Source organism: Novosphingobium oxfordense (assembly GCF_044029435.1).
Classification (GTDB): Bacteria; Pseudomonadota; Alphaproteobacteria; order Sphingomonadales; family Sphingomonadaceae; genus Novosphingobium.
The window spans coordinates 1,674,193-1,687,456 of record NZ_CP147008.1; the positions used below are offsets into that span (position 1 = coordinate 1,674,193).

Annotated in this window: 13 protein-coding genes; 5 read left to right on the forward strand and 8 right to left on the reverse strand. The window is 62.7% G+C overall.

The window, feature by feature from the left end:
* Nucleotides 1-68: 68 nt before the first annotated feature.
* A complete protein-coding gene (locus WBP07_RS30090) occupies nucleotides 69-932 on the forward strand; it encodes a helix-turn-helix transcriptional regulator (protein ID WP_395396904.1) in 864 nt (287 codons plus the stop codon).
* A 162-nt stretch (nucleotides 933-1,094) separates the two neighbouring features.
* Here the strand turns inward: WBP07_RS30090 and WBP07_RS30095 are convergent, their stop codons facing one another.
* On the reverse strand, nucleotides 1,095-2,684 hold the full coding sequence (locus WBP07_RS30095; RefSeq protein ID WP_395396905.1) for a GMC family oxidoreductase: 1,590 nt from the start codon (nucleotides 2,682-2,684) through the stop codon (nucleotides 1,095-1,097).
* Complete coding sequence (locus tag WBP07_RS30100) at nucleotides 2,684-3,820, reverse strand: serine hydrolase domain-containing protein (RefSeq protein WP_395396906.1); 1,137 nt, start codon at nucleotides 3,818-3,820, stop codon at nucleotides 2,684-2,686. Before WBP07_RS30100 ends, WBP07_RS30095 begins: the two co-directional genes overlap by 1 nt.
* 230 nt (nucleotides 3,821-4,050) lie before the next feature.
* On the opposite strand from WBP07_RS30100, the gene WBP07_RS30105 reads away from it, so the two are divergent.
* The 3 genes from WBP07_RS30105 (at nucleotide 4,051) to WBP07_RS30115 (ending at nucleotide 6,402) form a co-directional block, all read left to right on the forward strand.
* Nucleotides 4,051-4,806, forward strand: coding sequence for an FCD domain-containing protein (locus WBP07_RS30105; protein ID WP_395396907.1), 756 nt, complete (start codon nucleotides 4,051-4,053; stop codon nucleotides 4,804-4,806).
* 27 nt (nucleotides 4,807-4,833) lie between these two features.
* Nucleotides 4,834-5,247 (forward strand): nuclear transport factor 2 family protein, encoded by a 414-nt coding sequence (locus tag WBP07_RS30110; RefSeq protein WP_395396908.1) that lies wholly within the window; start codon nucleotides 4,834-4,836, stop codon nucleotides 5,245-5,247.
* A gap of 96 nt (nucleotides 5,248-5,343) precedes the next feature.
* Nucleotides 5,344-6,402 (forward strand): PepSY-associated TM helix domain-containing protein, encoded by a 1,059-nt coding sequence (locus WBP07_RS30115; RefSeq protein ID WP_395398280.1) that lies wholly within the window; start codon nucleotides 5,344-5,346, stop codon nucleotides 6,400-6,402.
* A gap of 336 nt (nucleotides 6,403-6,738) precedes the next feature.
* Here WBP07_RS30115 and WBP07_RS30120 read toward each other — a convergent pair whose 3' ends face one another.
* Together WBP07_RS30120 and WBP07_RS30125 are read right to left on the reverse strand one after the other, a co-directional pair.
* On the reverse strand, nucleotides 6,739-7,947 hold the full coding sequence (locus WBP07_RS30120; protein WP_395396909.1) for an NAD(P)/FAD-dependent oxidoreductase: 1,209 nt from the start codon (nucleotides 7,945-7,947) through the stop codon (nucleotides 6,739-6,741).
* Between the two features lie 160 nt (nucleotides 7,948-8,107).
* On the reverse strand, nucleotides 8,108-8,734 hold the full coding sequence (locus WBP07_RS30125; RefSeq protein ID WP_395396910.1) for an RrF2 family transcriptional regulator: 627 nt from the start codon (nucleotides 8,732-8,734) through the stop codon (nucleotides 8,108-8,110).
* A 452-nt stretch (nucleotides 8,735-9,186) separates the two neighbouring features.
* On the opposite strand from WBP07_RS30125, the gene WBP07_RS30130 reads away from it, so the two are divergent.
* Nucleotides 9,187-10,392, forward strand: a complete 1,206-nt coding sequence (locus WBP07_RS30130; protein WP_395396911.1) for an acyltransferase family protein — start codon at nucleotides 9,187-9,189, stop codon at nucleotides 10,390-10,392.
* Nucleotides 10,393-10,521: 129 nt separating this feature from the next.
* Here WBP07_RS30130 and WBP07_RS30135 read toward each other — a convergent pair whose 3' ends face one another.
* Genes WBP07_RS30135 through WBP07_RS30150 form a run of 4 tightly spaced genes read right to left on the reverse strand, consistent with a single transcriptional unit; the run spans nucleotide 10,522 to nucleotide 13,218 of the window.
* Entirely contained in the window at nucleotides 10,522-10,965 is a 444-nt protein-coding gene (locus tag WBP07_RS30135) for a putative quinol monooxygenase (protein ID WP_395396912.1), read from the reverse strand.
* Nucleotides 10,966-10,994: 29 nt separating this feature from the next.
* On the reverse strand, nucleotides 10,995-11,939 hold the full coding sequence (locus tag WBP07_RS30140) for a LysR family transcriptional regulator (RefSeq protein ID WP_395396913.1): 945 nt from the start codon (nucleotides 11,937-11,939) through the stop codon (nucleotides 10,995-10,997).
* Nucleotides 11,940-11,995: 56 nt separating this feature from the next.
* Entirely contained in the window at nucleotides 11,996-12,469 is a 474-nt protein-coding gene (locus WBP07_RS30145; RefSeq protein ID WP_395396914.1) for a cupin domain-containing protein, read from the reverse strand.
* Between the two features lie 8 nt (nucleotides 12,470-12,477).
* Nucleotides 12,478-13,218 carry a carboxymuconolactone decarboxylase family protein gene (locus WBP07_RS30150; RefSeq protein ID WP_395396915.1) on the reverse strand — a complete coding sequence of 247 codons (741 nt, stop codon included), beginning with the start codon at nucleotides 13,216-13,218 and terminating at the stop codon, nucleotides 12,478-12,480.
* Between the last annotated feature and the right edge of the window lie 46 nt (nucleotides 13,219-13,264).

The following is a 13,264-nucleotide window of genomic DNA, read 5'->3' on the forward strand; positions in this document are numbered from 1 at the left end:
TTTCGTACCGGGGATCTTCCTGTTAAAGTAGTGACCTTATCATGGTATAATCGCCAATAGGATCGCTCTTGCCGCAAAACTCCGCCCTCGACGACCAGAACGCGCTTGGTACTTTCCTTCGCGACCGCCGGATGCGGCTCGATCCGTCGACTTTTGGCTTTTCTGCCGAACGCCGCCGGACGCCGGGGCTGCGGCGAGAGGAAGTGGCGCAGCGTTCCAACATCAGCGCCACCTGGTACACTTGGCTGGAGCAAGGACGCGGCGGTGCGCCTTCTGCTGATGTGCTGGACCGTCTTGCTGCCGGTATGATGTTGACTGAGCCAGAGCGCGAACACCTCTATATCCTTGCCTTTGGCCACCCTCCCGAAGCGCGCTATCGCCAGGCGGAGGGGATTACGCCCCGCCTCCAACGCGTGCTCGACGCTTTCCCGTTCAGCCCGGCAATCATCCGGACTGCGACCTGGGACGTGCTGGCGTGGAACGTGGCGGCAGCAGCCGTGCTGACGGACTATTCCACACTCCCGCGCGAAGGGCGCAATATCCTGCGGTTGATGTTCTCCAACGAACGCATTCAGGCCGCGCAGGAAGACTGGCAGACGGTAGCGCGCTATGTCGTTGGTGCGTTCCGGGCCGACGCGGCGCGGGCAGGGGCTGGCGCAGAGATCGCGCAACTGGTGGAGGAGCTTTCGCGCCAGAGCCCCGAATTCGCTGCGCTCTGGCGGGATAATGAGGTTGTTGGGCACGGCGACGGCGTGAAGCGCCTCACCCATCCCGGGATCGGTCCGATTGAGCTGGAATTTTCGACTTTCGCAGTGGAGGGACGGCCCGATCTCACCATGATGGTCTACAATCCGGCGACGATCGCGGTTTCGGAACGGTTGAAGGGACTTATCGGGCAATTTGCTGAGCCTGCAGCAAGGCTCAACGTTTAAAAAGTCGAAGCTCCCTGCGTAAAGCAGGTTAGGATCAGTTGTCGCCTTGCGATCCTGCTGCCTGAATGTCGGGGCCGGCCAGATATGTCGGCGAGACCGGAATGGCAGTCATTGCATCAGCCCGCATTCGGCTTCCGGGTTCCAATCCCCTGCTGTCGGCCGTCATTTCCCGGTGATGATGCGCTCCGCCGCGCGCCAGGCCATGGCCATCGCCGGGCCATTCGTGTTGCCTCCCATCAGGGAGGGCATGATCGAAGTATCGACCACGCGCAGACCGCCGATCCCGCGTACGCGCGACTTTGGATCGACCACTGCATTCTCGTCGCTGCCCATCCGGCAAGTGCCCGAGACGTGAAAGCCTGTGGTTCCGTGGCGGAAGGTGGCTTCCAGCAGGTCCTCGTCCGATTGCACGTCCGGCCCCGGCACGATTTCTTCGACGATATGCGCGGCGAGTGGCGGCTGCGCGGCCAATCGCCGGATATAGCGCAGGATCGCGACCGCATTCTCCCGGTCGTATTCGGTCGCCATGTAGTTGGCATCGATGCGGGGCGGGACGGCGCCATCGGCCGAGACGATCCGCAGTTCGCCCCGGCTCTCCGGTCGCAGTGTATAGCCATAGAGGGTGATGGCGGGATAGTGGCTCGGGCCGGCGGGCCCGGAGGTAAAGGGGCCAAGCCCGATCTGGGCATCGGGAAGCGCCAGCGCGGGATCGGTCTTGATGAAGCCGCCGGCCACGAACGTGGATCGGGCCAGTGCACCTTTGCCCAGCAGCGCATACATGGCCAGCGATCGCGCGAGGCCGATCCCGCGCAGGCCAGCATTGCTGCCGCCTTTCCGGACCCGGTATTGAACCGGCAAGGTGCGGTGATCCATGAGGTTGCGGCCGACTTCGGGCATATCAAGCACGGGCGCGATGCCAAGCGTCTGAAGGTGATCCGCCGGGCCGATCCCGGACCGTTGGAGAAGTGCGGGCGAATTGATGCCCCCGGCGCTCAGGATCGTGTCGCGATGGGCGGAAATGACGCATTCTTGCCCGTTTCGCCGCAGCCTTACGCCTCTGGCCAGCCTGCCGGACAGTTCGATCGAAAGCACTTCGGCATCGGTCACCACGTCAAGATTGGGCCGATTGCGCGCGGGCCGCAGAAAGGCGCGAGAGGCGCTGAACCGGCGGCCCCGCTTGATGTTGCGGGGCTGGCGGCCGAACCCGCCCCCGGTTACCGCGTCGATCCCGTTGATATCGTCAACCAGCGGAACGCCCATGGCCTGCGCAGCGGCGATTGTGGCGCGGAACAGCATGTCGTCGGCGGGGGAGAGGCCGACGTGGAGCGGGCCGCCTCCGCCCCGCCAAGGTGCCGCGCCCAGTTCATGGCGCTCGATCTCGGCAAAGCAGCGGCCGATCTCGTCCCAGCCCCAACCGGGGCATCCCAGTTCCACCCAGCGGTCGTAGTCCTGCGGAGCACCCCGCGTGTAGACCATGCCATTGACCGAGCTGGAGCCGCCCAGCGTGCGCCCCTTCATCCACCATTCGTCCGGGCGGTTCTGCCCGGGGCAGACCTGATAGCGTGAGACGTATGGGCTGCCCGGGCCGAACAGCTTGCCTATGCCCATCGGCATCGTAATCAGCGCGGTCTTGTCAGTGGGGCCGGCCTCCACCAGCAGGACGGACCTGTTTGGATCCTCCGACAGTCGGTTCGCCAGCACGCAGCCGGCCGAACCGGCGCCGACGATCACATAATCGTAGGCGCCGCGCATCAGGCGATATCCAGCGCCGCGCGTATTGCCTTGCCGACCAGGCTGGCGCCGTCCGCCGTGCTCATGCGGTTATGGCAATAGGCGACGGAAAGCCCGGTGCGGGGATCCGCCCAGCCCAGCGATCCGCCGGCGCCGGGGCAGCCGATCGCGGTTTCCGATCCGAAGGCCAGCGTGAGCGGCGATTTCCCATCGTACATCCAATAGCCACCCTCGCTCAGCGGCATCGGCATTCCGAAGAAGACGGGATCGGGCAGGGCTTGCCCGCCGCGCATTTGCGAGATTGCCGAGATCCGTTCGCGGGAGATCAGACGCTTGCCATCCAGTTCGCCGCCATTGGCAATGATCGCCCAAAAGCGCGCAAGGCTGCGCGCGGTGAAGATCCCGCCCACCCCGGCGATTGGCGCGCGGCGCACGACCGGCAGTTCGAACACGTCAGGCGCGAGGCGCACTTCGAACGGCATTGCCTTCTGCAGAACCGAGCCTTCCGGCGGCGGCGGCATCTTCAGGTCATCCTGAAGCTTCGCGATGCGCGGCTCCTGCGCTTCGGGAATGCCGATCCAGAGGTCGTCGATGCCGAACGGCGCGCAGATCTCCTCCATCACGAACGTGCGGAAGTCGCGGCCGAGGGGGTCGGTACGGCGGACGATCTCCCCGATCACCCAACCGAACGACAAGGCCTGATAGGCAGGTTCGCCCACCGGAAAGATCGCTTCCAGCCCAGCGATGCCAGCCGCCATGCGGTCCCAGTCGGCCATCAACTCGGGCGTGGCGTGCTCGGGCATCTGCGGTGCGCCGGTGCGGTGCGACAGGGCATTGGCCACGGTGACCGCCGCCTTCCCGCCCGTGCCATACTCCGGCCAGTAGCGGCTGACCGGGGCGTCGTAGTCGACCAGCCCGCGCTCCGCCTGCACGTGCAGGGCCGTGGCGGCGATCCCCTTGGTGACGGAGAACACGTTGAACAGCGTCTGCCCGTCCACGGGCTTTTGAGTGTCGCCATCAGCCACTCCGGCCCAGGCATCGACGATCCGGGCGCCGTGAAGATAGGCCGCGACCTGGACACCGATCTCCACGCCGCTTTCGATCAACTGGTCGAGCACCGCCTGGACCGCTTGGTTCGCATTTTCGTTGATCGTCATTGCGCAGTTCCGATCCGTCTGGACGGGAATGGCGTCTCGCGCGTGCACACGATCAAGCGTGTCTTGCCGGACATACCCGGTTCTCTCCCATCGTTTTCGACGCCGAAGCGATTGTCGCGAAATCGGCGGTGGTATCGGGATAATACGCGTGTTAACGGTGAGTCAAACGTGCCGTACGGGGCATTACTTCGGAAAATCGGCTCAAATACTGCATTATTAGAGGTGTCATCGTGACAGCGAATTCGCAACCGCCAGAACCGGACCGATCAACCACCCGAAAGGCGGGGGCAGGCAGGAAAGGCTCGCGAGAGGGGAAGGACGGGCTTGTTCAGTCCACCGCTACCGCGCTCCGGGACATCATCCTCAGGCATGAGCCGGGCGCTTGGATCGGCGCGCTGCCGGACCTTGCGCAGGCGCTGCAAGTGGGTGTCGTCACCATCCAGCAGGCAGCGCGGGTGCTAGAATACGAAGGTTTTCTGAAGGTCCGGCGTGGAAACGGGGGCGGCTATTACGGCGCTCGGCCGGATGCACAGGCGATCAGCCGCGCGATGTCGACGCTGCTGATCATGCACCGCACGAACGAGGCGGAGCCGGTAGAGATTACCACGCTGCTCGATTGCGAACTGATGGCCGGCGCCGCGCGCTGCGTGGATGAGGGGCTGCGGCAGAAGCTGCGCGCGCTTGCCGGCACCATCGACGATTGCGATTGCTCCGAAAAGCGCGCGCATTTCGAGGAGGAGATGCAGGACATCCTCTACGCGATGGTCGATCGGCCGATCATGGAACTCTTCGCCCGCGCAACGATGCAGCACCAGACCCGTTCGACCCAACCGCCGATCTATGCGGGGGTGGAGGGGATGGAGGAATGGCAGCAGCAGCGACGGGACCTGATCAACGCGATCCTGCGCAAGGACCCCGAACTCGCTGAGTTCGAAGCAAGACGTCGCCGCGCCTACATGCTTAAAAGGTTGCGGCAGGTTCAGTGAAGAACAGAGTGGAGAAGGGGAGAGTAAATGGCCGAGAAGGAAACGAGCTACCGCATTGCGCATGAATTTCTGACGGCGGTGATGGCGGGCGACCTGCCCGATGTCATGCTCACGCCCGACATGACTGCCTGGATCACCACCGGTGGCTCCGTGTCGAAGCGGAGCTACCAACGCATGAACCGGATGATGAAGGTGATGTGCGCAACGGCGCTGGTCTTTACCGTGCAGGCCATGACCGCGGACGAGGATCGCGTGGTCATCGAGGCCACATCGGCGGCAACGCTCGTAAGTGGTGAAGACTATCGCCAGACGTATGTCTTCGTGCTGCGCCTGCGCGACGGGAAGATTGCGGCCGTGGCGGAGCACTACAATGCGCTGGTTGCCCAGGAAAAGCTGCTGCCATTGATGGCCGCCGCCAAGGCAACGGTCGAGGCTGGCTGAAGGTCCGATCGATCATTTTTGCAAATGACTTGCAAGAGCGGCTCCAAGAATCCATGAGAAGCGCCCCCGCGCCTCAAGCTTGGAATTCTGTTCGTGTTGAAAGTTCTGGATACCCTCCATCGTTGGACCGGAGGATTGATCGGTCTTGTCCTTGCGATGCTGGGGGGCACGGGCCTGCTGCTGATCCACGAGGATCTCTGGAACCGCCTGCCGCACGCGGGTGACGCGCAGGTTCAGGAAACCCGCCTGCTTGCCGAGACGACGCAGCGCATCATGGCGGATCCTGTGCGGCGTCCCCAATCGATTCTCTTCGCCAGTGCCGATTTCGGCTTGAATCGATTGACCTACGGCGGCGGCGCGGGGGCTTATGTCACGCAATCCGGAGAGCCTGTCATTGCATGGAGCGATCGCTGGCAGCGACCGGAAATCTGGCTTTTCGATCTGCACAAGAAGTTGCTGGCGGACGATCTTGGCGAGACCGTGATCGGGATCGCCGGGCTTTGCGGGGTGTTCTTCGTCGTTAGCGGTGTGGTGCTTTGGTGGCGCACGCGAAAGACGTTCGAATGGCGCCTTTGGCCGGCGCGGATGACCAGGCCGGCGATCGTGCGCCATCATCGCGACCTTGGGATCGTGGTTGCGCCGTTGCTGCTGCTATCATTCGTTACGGGTTCGGTACTCGTATTCCGGCCGCTTTCGGTGGTGCTATTCGGGCCGGGTGCGCCGCGAGAGATTTCCAAGGCTCTGGTGTCTCCGCCTGCACCGGACGTGCATTTGGGCGAGAATCTCGATTGGGGTGCTATGGTGCGGCAGGCGCGGGCGCGGTTTCCCGGTGCGGAATTGCGCATGTTATCGCTGCCGCGCAAGAACAGCGGCGTCATCACCCTGCGCCTGCGCGGCCCTCAGGAGTGGCTGCCGAACGGGCGCACCACGGTGTGGTTCGCCGCCGATACCGGGCGGATGATCGGCGCGCGTGACGCTGGCGAACTTCCGCGCGCGGCGCGTGGATACAACGTGCTCTATCCTCTTCACGCGGCGAAAGTCGGTGGTTTACCGTTCCGGCTGGTGATGTCGATTTCCGGACTGGCGCTGACCCTGCTCGGCACGTTTGCGGGCTGGGCGTTCTGGTTCAAGCGGCCAAAACCGAAACGCCGCTAAAGGGCGGGACCGTTCGGCATGCCGTTCCGCACGTCCCTTGGCGAAGGTTAATAATTCCCGCCAAAACAATGTGGCAACCCAGAACCTCGGATCTCTGGGAATATAAAGGCGCTGCTTTCAGCAACTATGCTCGGTTCGATTTGCGCGTTCTTATCGCGACCTTAGGGCCGACCATTCCTTCGTTGAACCGATAGAGTCTGTTCTCAGCAAAACTGCCGTTTGCCACGACCGCCTGGGATGAAGCAAAGCGCCCAACTCGGCGGATATGGCGTAAAATAACGGTCCGGCACACCGTCTGAGTGTGCCGGACATTTGCGCCGTGCTAGCGCCGGGCAATTACGGCACGATAACGAAGTCCGGGTTGGCGATTGCGAAGGCGGCTTCGCGATCGGCGGCGGGTGGGTAAATCCATACCCTGTTGATTTCCTGCTTGAGCTTCTTGCCCTCGGCCCGGGTCAGCTTGACCTGGCGGTCCCATCCTTCAGAATACATCGCGCCCCACGCGCCGAGGTCCAGGCAGGTGACGTACTTTGGCTGGCTATAGGGATGCAGGGGCCGTCCCACCAGTTCGGCGGCGGCGTTGTAGCCGGCGACACGGCCGAGACTGAGCGCGTGCTGGCAAGTCATCAGATTGAAATTGCCCGCGTCGTCAGTGGCAGCCTTGACGGTGTCGCCGGTGACGAAAATCCCCGGAGCGGTAGGAGCGCGCAGATAGCGATCAGAAACCACGCGCCCTGCACCGTCATGCTCGCCGGGAACTTCGGCGGCAAGCGGATGGGCGCGCACGCCAGCGGCCCAGACTACAGTGGCAGCCTCGATCCGGCTGCCATCGGACAATTGTACCCCATCCGCTTCGACCGCGCTGAGCAACACGCCGGGTCTTTGCTCGATGCCGATCTCAGTCAGCGCATCGCGCACCGTCTTGCCTGCTTCGGCCCCGAACTCGGCTCCGATTTCCTGTGCCGGATCGACGATCACGACGCGCAGCGCCTGTGAGACGAACATCGCGCTCAGGCGCTCGTGCAGTTCGGTGGCGGCTTCCAGCCCGGTAAAGCCGCCGCCGGCGACCACGACCGTGTGACGTGCCGGGGTTTCGGGCAGATTGGGGAGTGCATCTATATGCGCATCGAGACGATAGGCCTGATCAAGTTGGTCGACCGTAAAGGCGTGTTCGGCCAGCCCGGGAATCGGCGGCATGGCCACGCGGCTGCCGGTGGCGAGCACGAAGCGGTCCCAGCCGATGGTCTCGCGCGTGCCATCGTTACGCAGGATTGTCGCTTCGCGCGCCTCTGCGCCGATCGTTTCGACGATCCCGTCGACGAAGTGTGCGCCGACGACCGCAAGCAGTTCGGAAACGTCGGGTTGCATGTTCTCGAGAACCGCTTCGTAAAATCGCGGACGGATCGCCAGCTTGGGCTGCGGTGCAACCATGATCACGTCGATATGGTCTTCCTGGCCGGCCAGAGCGATGGCTCGCGCCGCCGCGAGCACCGCCCATACACCGGCGAAACCGGAGCCGGCGACGAGGATTGTCTGCTTGGTCATGGGTCTTGTCCTTGAGTTTGCCGGGCACAGATCGTCGCGCCGCGAAGCGCGGCAGTCGCGCGTAAGGCGGCTTTCCCGGCCGCGCCCGGTGGGCGACGGGAGAGAGGGGGAGGTCAAGGAAAGCACGGCGTCACGCTGGCGCGACGCCATGGTTTGGTGTTTAGCTGGGGCCTTCGCGCCGGGGGCGGCCTGTGCGCGCCGTGCGCCGGTCATGCCGATCGCCGAACCAGTCGCGCAGATCGGCCATATAGGTTTCTGGAGCCTTGCGGCCGAAACGTTCGGATACCGCGCCCAGCGTCTGCGTCGCCAGCACCTCGCGCATGGCTTTTTCGGCCTGGATCATAACGGCATGGATTGCACAGGTGCCGCTCGTCGCCCAAGGCGGAGGATTACCGCCGAATAGGGCGCAGCGGCCGCGTACTTCCTGGCAATCGAACAGCGGCTTGTCGCCTTCGACTGCGTCTATGACATCCAGGAAGGTGATCCCATCCGCCGCACGCGCGAGGCGATAGCCGCCGCGCACGCCTTCGCTGGCAGAAACGATTCCCGCTTTTTCCAGCCGAGGGAAGATCTTGGCAAGGAAGCTGGGCGAAATGCCCTGGATTTCGGCGATCTCCCGCGTGCTCAGCGGGTCATCGCTGTCGACCAGCCAAAGCAGGCTGTGCAGCGCATATTCGACGGAGGTGGTCAGATGGGCCATGAACTCGGATATACTGAGTCCGCGTTTTTGGGTCAAGATAATAACGAAGACTAATATAGTCCGCGTTAAAATGGTGTGCCAAGTCATTGCCGACGGCTTAAAATGCGAGCTGGGCAAGGTGCGGAAATTCCATCTGCATTCGGTTGCGAGATGAATCTGTGGCGGCTTGCGGCCGAGGGCATGGCCGATGGAAAACCCGGAAACTCGTAAGACCCCGTCCGTATTCGCTATGTCTTCAACATCCGCAGACGACCGAGTTCGGACGTCGTGAAAGAGCCAGCCTACTCCAGATTCCGCCATTCGCCGGTTGCGCAACTGCCGCAGGGTTTCGTGCGGTCAGGAGTTTTGTTTCGAAACAACGTTGACTGCGGATGCGGCGACGAGCAGGCGGGCCCCGCGCCCAACAATCGGGTGCAATCAACACTGCGGGTAGCTGAGTTGGCGCACCGCCAACCGCAGCGAATGCGGTCTAGTCGATTTCCGCCGATGAGAAGCGGGTACGAAGTTCGAGCAAGGTGGTCATGGGACAGGACGCATTGATGAGTGATAAGAAAGACCTGGGTGCAGCGGCAATGGGAAATGCCCAAGTTGGCACCAAGAAGCATTTCGTTATGCTTGATGGCCTTCGCGGTGTGGCATCACTACTGGTGGTTGCATTCCATTTGTTCGAGGCATTTGCCCAGGGCGATCCGCATCGCCAGATCATCAACCACGGTTATCTCGCCGTGGACTTCTTCTTTCTGCTATCCGGCTTCGTAATAGCCTATGCCTACGATGATCGCTGGGGCCGAATGAGCCAGTGGCAATTCTATCGTCGGCGTCTGATCCGTCTTCAACCGATGATAATAGCCGGCACTCTTTTCGGTGCGGCGCTCTTCGGATTTCAGAACTTTTCGATCTTTCCCAAGGTCGCGGATGCAACTCCGCTTCAGATCGCGATCGTCGCGGTGCTGGGTTGCCTGATGATTCCGCTTCCCAAGGCATTCGACATTCGCGGGTGGGACGAAACCTATCCGCTTAACGGTCCAGCCTGGTCCCTTTTCTACGAATACGTCGCCAATATATTCTATGCGACGGTTCTTCGTCGGCTTTCGAATTGGGGATTGGCAGTGCTACTGGCACTGGCTGCAGTGGCCCTTGTAGACCTTGCGGTGTTCGGCGGTCGTGGCGATCTGATCGGGGGCTGGGCGCTCGACGCAGACGGGTTGCGGATCGGCTTTACCCGTGTCGCCTATCCGTTTCTCGCGGGAATCCTGCTGATGCGATTGGGAAAGCGGGTACCTGTGAAGGGAGCGTTCGGCGTGTGCAGTGTGCTGCTCGTCGTTGCCCTTTCGGTCCCTCGCTTCGGCGGCACCGCCGCGCCTTGGCTTAATGGGCTTTACGAAGCCGTTTGCATAATGATGTTGTTCCCGCTGATCGTGGCGATCGGTGCGGGGCACCAGGATCCCCGCGGCCCGTCGTTGCGGATTGCCCGATTTTTCGGAGACCTGTCTTATCCGCTGTACATCACTCACTATCCGTTGATTTATATCTTCACCGGGTGGGTGGCGGACCGGAAGGTGCCCCCGGGGTTAGGCGCGATTGTCGGACTGGGCGTTTTTTTCCTGGCCATCGCAGCGGCCATCGCCTGGCTGAAACTGTTTGATGAGCCACTTCGTCGCTGGCTGACGGAGCGTGCACGGCGTGCGGACAAAGCAACCGGAGAATTGTACCGAGTTAGCCGTCAGCCGGGCCATTCCCTTTAGACGTAGGGGAGTGCGTGCGAGCAGGCTGCCGTAAGGCTGCGGCAGCCTGCTCATCTGCCGGCATTCGATGCGTGGCTGCCATTATACCCGGCTGTGATGTGATACCCGCAGAGCAATATCAACGAGAGGTTACTTGGTCGGGCTTAGGCAGACAGCTTGCGGTACTCTGGTCGCCATGGTCTTCGAGCAAAGGAGGATCGGGTCGGTGTCTATAAGCCGTAGCGATCGCACCATATTTGCTGTCAAAGCCTTGTACTTGAGGAAATGCGGCGATCGAACGTGGCTCTCGTAAGCGCTTTTGTTGGCATAGACTTCGAGCAGCCTGATCTTGGTTGGATCATCGGCGATAGAGACGGAATGGAGCATCAGTACGCCTGGCTCCAGGCGGACCGAGGTTGCCTGCTCCGCAGCCAGGATCGCCTTGTAGGCATCGAGCTGTGCCGGTTCGATTTCGAGTTCCGCCATGCGCACCATCGCCGGGCCTAGATCCAGGTTCCCCTGTTCCCGGGCCGTCGCGGAGGCAATGCAGATGGCGAGGGACAGTGCGGTGAGCGGTGCCAGTAGGAGCTTCATTGTTGCCTTCCAGTATGCGGTCGTCGTCTTCAGTCGCCGATTGGGTTCAGTTCCCGGATCAGGTCGATCAACAGCCGCAGCGGGACCGGCAATTGCCTGCGGCTGGGATAGTAGATGTGCAGCCCCGCATCGAGCGACGCCCAGTCGGCCAGAACCAGCTGCAGTTCCCCGCGTGCCACTTCTTCTGCTACGCTTTCTTCGGTGGCATAGATCAGCGCGGCGCCCTGCCGGGCGAGCGCCACAGCCGTCTCGCTGTCGTTCATGGAGATGCGGCCGGGCACTGCGATCGAAAGCGATTCCTCGCCCCGGTCGAATTCCCAGTTGTAGATCCGCTCGTCACCCAGCTTGATTTGCACGCAGCGATGGGTGAGCAGGTCGCTTGGATGCAGCGGAACCCCGAACCGTTTCAGATAGGCCGGCGATCCGGCCACCACCCACCGCAAGTCGCGGGTCAGGCGCTGGGCGATCATGTCCGCAGGCACGGTTCCGCCGAAACGGATCCCGGCGTCGAATCCCTCGTTTACGATGTCGACGATGCTGTTGTTGACGCAGAGGTCTATTTCGATTTCGGGATAGCGATCGAGGAAGGCCGGCATCACCGGCGCCAGCAGGTGGATAGCGGCTTGGTCAGGCACGTTCAGCCGGATGCGCCCGACTGGGGAGCCGCGAAAACGATTAAGCGTGTCCATTGCCCCATCGATACGCTCGAACGGTTCGGCGATCTCGGCCAGCAGCGCCTCACCGGCGGCTGTCAATGTGACGCTGCGGTTCGTTCGGTTGAGCAGTCGCACGTCGAGCCGCTCTTCAAGACCGCGTAGCGAGTGGCTGAGTGCCGAAGCGCTGACGCCGAGTTCGAGGGCAGCGCGTCGGAAGTTCCTGTGCCGGGCAATGGCCAGGAAGTAGCTGAGGTTGGCTATGTCTGATCGGCTGAAGCTCATCGCGGGATAGGATGCTCCTGTGGCTTTTCTGCTCATAGAAGTGCTTTCGCGCGATCCAAAGCGGGTTTGTACCATGGCTGCCGACAGGCGGCCTATCGCCGGTACTGGGTGGCGGTGACCGGTTCGAGCCACTCTACGTTCGTGCCATCGACCGTTTCCTGGATCGCGATATGGGTGACGCCCTGGTCGGGGGATGCCCCATGCCAGTGCTTTACCCCGGGCGGGCACCAGATCACGTCGCCGGGCCGCATTTCGACAACTGAGCCGCCTTCCACCTGCGTCCAGCCCCGACCAGCGGTGACGATGAGGTGCTGGCCCATCGGATGGCGATGCCAGTTCGATCGCGCGCCCGGCTGAAACGTCACTTCGCCAGCCGATACCGTGCTGGGCGGCGCGGCGGGAAACAGGGGACGCGCCGAAACGGAACCGGTGAAGTTTTTGGACGGTCCGGGCGTTGCGCTACGCTCTCCATCGCGGCTGATCCGAGTGTCTGCGGTTTGGGCTGCGACCGGAGTCGCTATGCAAACCGCAGCAATCGTCACTGCACCGGCAAGGCGTAAGGCCATGCCTCCTCTCATTTCGCGGCGCGCTGGGCGAAGACGTCCTTGGCCACCGCCAAGGCGGACATGGCGTTGGGCCAACCGACATAGAAGGCGAGGTGGGTGATCACCTCTGCCGCCTGTTCCTGCGTGAGACCAGCGTCCATCGCACGGCCAAGATGGTAGCCGACCTGCTCCGTCTGTCCGCCGGCGATCAGAGCCGCCACCGTCACCAGGCTGCGGTCACGCGGGGCGAGATCGGGGCGGAGCCAAAGGTCGCGAAACAGATAGTCGGTGGTGTAACCGACCAGACCGGGCGCAACGCTGCCGTACAACTCGCCCACCCTTTGCTTGCGCACGGCTTCGGCTGCCTCGTCTAGAGGGAGCGGCGGTGGCGTTTCGGCGGGAAGCTGATCGCTGCCGATCTCGCGCCGGGCAAAGACTTCGCCGACGGGGCCAACCGCCGCCATCGCACTGCCCCAACCCGAATAGTAAGCGAGGTGGGTGATCGTCTCGGAAATTTCGCGCGGTTTCACGCCGTTCTCGATCGCTTGATCGGTGTAGTAGGTCAGCGCGGATACCTGTCCGCGTGCGATCAGCGCGGCCACGGTGATGAGGCTGCGTTCCCGCCGGTTGAGGCCGGTTCGGTTCCACACTTCGCCATAGAGACGCTTTTGCGTGTACTTTTCGAGCGCGGGGGCCACGTTGCGGACCTGTTCGGGTGAAAGGCGGCGGGTTTCAACATTGGGCTGCTGAGCCTGTGCTGCGTTTGTCATGAGTATCAGTCCTGTCATGGCTGGAAGAAGGAGGCGCATGGGGATG

Coding starts and splice junctions, on each gene's coding strand:
- WBP07_RS30110 (WP_395396908.1), top strand. CDS start 4,834: ATGGCCGAGAAGGAAACGAGCTACCGCATTGCGCATGAATTTCTGACG.
- WBP07_RS30145 (WP_395396914.1), bottom strand. CDS start 12,469: ATGGCCTTACGCCTTGCCGGTGCAGTGACGATTGCTGCGGTTTGCATA.
- WBP07_RS30120 (WP_395396909.1), bottom strand. CDS start 7,947: ATGACCAAGCAGACAATCCTCGTCGCCGGCTCCGGTTTCGCCGGTGTA.
- WBP07_RS30135 (WP_395396912.1), bottom strand. CDS start 10,965: ATGAAGCTCCTACTGGCACCGCTCACCGCACTGTCCCTCGCCATCTGC.
- WBP07_RS30150 (WP_395396915.1), bottom strand. CDS start 13,218: ATGACAAACGCAGCACAGGCTCAGCAGCCCAATGTTGAAACCCGCCGC.
- WBP07_RS30100 (WP_395396906.1), bottom strand. CDS start 3,820: ATGACGATCAACGAAAATGCGAACCAAGCGGTCCAGGCGGTGCTCGAC.
- WBP07_RS30130 (WP_395396911.1), top strand. CDS start 9,187: ATGAGTGATAAGAAAGACCTGGGTGCAGCGGCAATGGGAAATGCCCAA.
- WBP07_RS30140 (WP_395396913.1), bottom strand. CDS start 11,939: ATGAGCAGAAAAGCCACAGGAGCATCCTATCCCGCGATGAGCTTCAGC.
- WBP07_RS30095 (WP_395396905.1), bottom strand. CDS start 2,684: ATGCGCGGCGCCTACGATTATGTGATCGTCGGCGCCGGTTCGGCCGGC.
- WBP07_RS30125 (WP_395396910.1), bottom strand. CDS start 8,734: ATGACTTGGCACACCATTTTAACGCGGACTATATTAGTCTTCGTTATT.